The sequence below is a fragment of the Prevotella brunnea genome (genome assembly GCF_008016795.1).
Classification (GTDB): domain Bacteria; phylum Bacteroidota; class Bacteroidia; order Bacteroidales; family Bacteroidaceae; genus Prevotella; species Prevotella brunnea.
Window position 1 is genome coordinate 1 of the sequence record NZ_SDIK01000113.1, and the last position, 2004, is coordinate 2004.

General features: G+C 32.0%; 1 protein-coding gene. It reads right to left on the reverse strand.

Translation table 11 applies throughout. From position 1 onward, the window contains the following. Positions 1-1563 (reverse strand): restriction endonuclease subunit M (locus ETF27_RS11125; RefSeq protein ID WP_158636000.1); only part of this gene is annotated, 1563 nt, incomplete at its 3' end. Positions 1564-2004 lie beyond the last annotated feature (441 nt).

Consider the following 2004-nt stretch of genomic DNA (forward strand, 5'->3'; position numbering starts at 1 on the left):
ATCTATCAATCCTATTAGTTCTGACCTCTGAAGTATATGCTGCACAATATAACCATCAGTAGGATTGCTCAGCATTCCGTCAGGCAACACTAAGGCTAATTTTCCTCCTTCCCTAACAAAGTCCAAGCATCTATCAATAAAAAGTATTTGAGGTGCTTCTTTATCCTTAATCTTATCTTTAATCCATTTGTTTGATTTCTTATCAAATTTCCACTTATACCCTAAGGGGAATTGCGATAGTTTCTTTTCACCTTTTACAGGTATTTTTGCCCCAAATGGTGGGTTGGCTAACAATATGTCAAAAGTATTGAGTTGAACACTAGCTTGAGTTTTTGGCTGCCAGTTCTTAGGGGATTCGAGACTATCTTCGCAAAAGATACCACTCTTTCCATCACCCATAATAACCATGTATGCTTTTACAACTTTTGAAAGAAATGTATCTTTTTCTATTCCTCTAAAATTTACATTGGCTTTTGCTATTTTTTCGGTCTCAATTTCTGTTTGTGGCCAATTATATTTTTTGCCATTATCTTCAATCTTTTTATGCAAAAATTTTAGACCTTCTATGAGAAAACCTCCTGACCCGCAAGCTGGATCAATGATTTTTTCTTCAGTGTCAATATCAAGAATATTTATGGCTGCTTTAACAACATTCTTTGGTGTAAAATATTGTCCTTGTCCTCCTTTTAATGCTCTATGAATAAAAACTTCAAATGCATCGCCAACAACATCTCGTTCAGCCGTCATTAACGAATAATTTTGAAGTTCACCAACGACATAAGTCAAGGATTTGTCATCTAATTCAATAGTCTCTTTTTCATCTAAAACATCTTTATATACGATTTTAGCTTCATTAAATTTATCTTTAATTCGCTTAGCAACTTCTTTAGGATTTTCATTAATTCCAGCTCTAAATGTGACAATATCATCTAAACGGGTGAATTTCTCATCATACAATTTACATAAAATAATATTGATAATCTGTTTGGCTAGCTCCTCGTCCCTGGTAGTACCCACAGCATTCCCAGCGAGATAGTTCCTTATAGAAATAAACTTGGATTTTAGATTATGGGTTGTAATTAAATCTTTTCTTTTAAACAAACCAATGTCTTCTAACCTTTGGTTGTGTTGTGGGATATTAATTATATTGTCATCGAAATAGATTTTCCCATCTCGGAAAAACTTCCTAATATAATGTGTTGATTCGCCATTATACCAAACTCCTAATTCTGCATCGCAAAATTTAAGATAATCTTTTAATTGTGAAATACCATCTTCACGAGTTTTCTTCTTACATTCAACGATGATTATTTCATCACCGTGTTTTTTTTCGGATGTTTTGAAAACAACTATATCAACAGGGTATTTATACTGGGTATCTGATGGGGAGGATTTTACTCTGAATTGTGGATGAGTCTGAATACACTCTTTAGGGTAATGATAATCTTCGACAAGTATTTTTGAATAAACCTGTACAGCTTCTATTTCTTCAGGAGTAGCTTTTACTTCTATTCCCGATACGTAATCACGAATGTATCCAGGTTTTATTTTCTCATTTTCCATAATTATCATTAGAATTTAATTATTCTTATATTGTATGTTTGTTCTCTATGTTTTATACCCAACTACAAAGTTAAGAAAAATCTATAATTAATTTGATACAATAGCCAAATAAAGGATAAGATTTTGCTAAATAAATTGCAAAACGAATGGTTACATTGTAAATATATTGTTTCTTTATTTTATTTAGAGAATTTCAATTAGTTCCCGGCGTAAAGGACATTTGGAGCTTTTCAGCCTACCAAATGTCCATTACGCTTAAGAATAAAAATTATTCTTATCATCATTTTCATATAAGGTAGCCAACCTTTATACAGAAATCAAACTCGGCATATTAAAATCCGTATCAACATTATGTGTCTTAACATCAACAGCATAATAATTGTCATTCAGATCCTTAAATCCATATCTTCCATTTCCCTTCTACCAAATCTTAGTCAAATA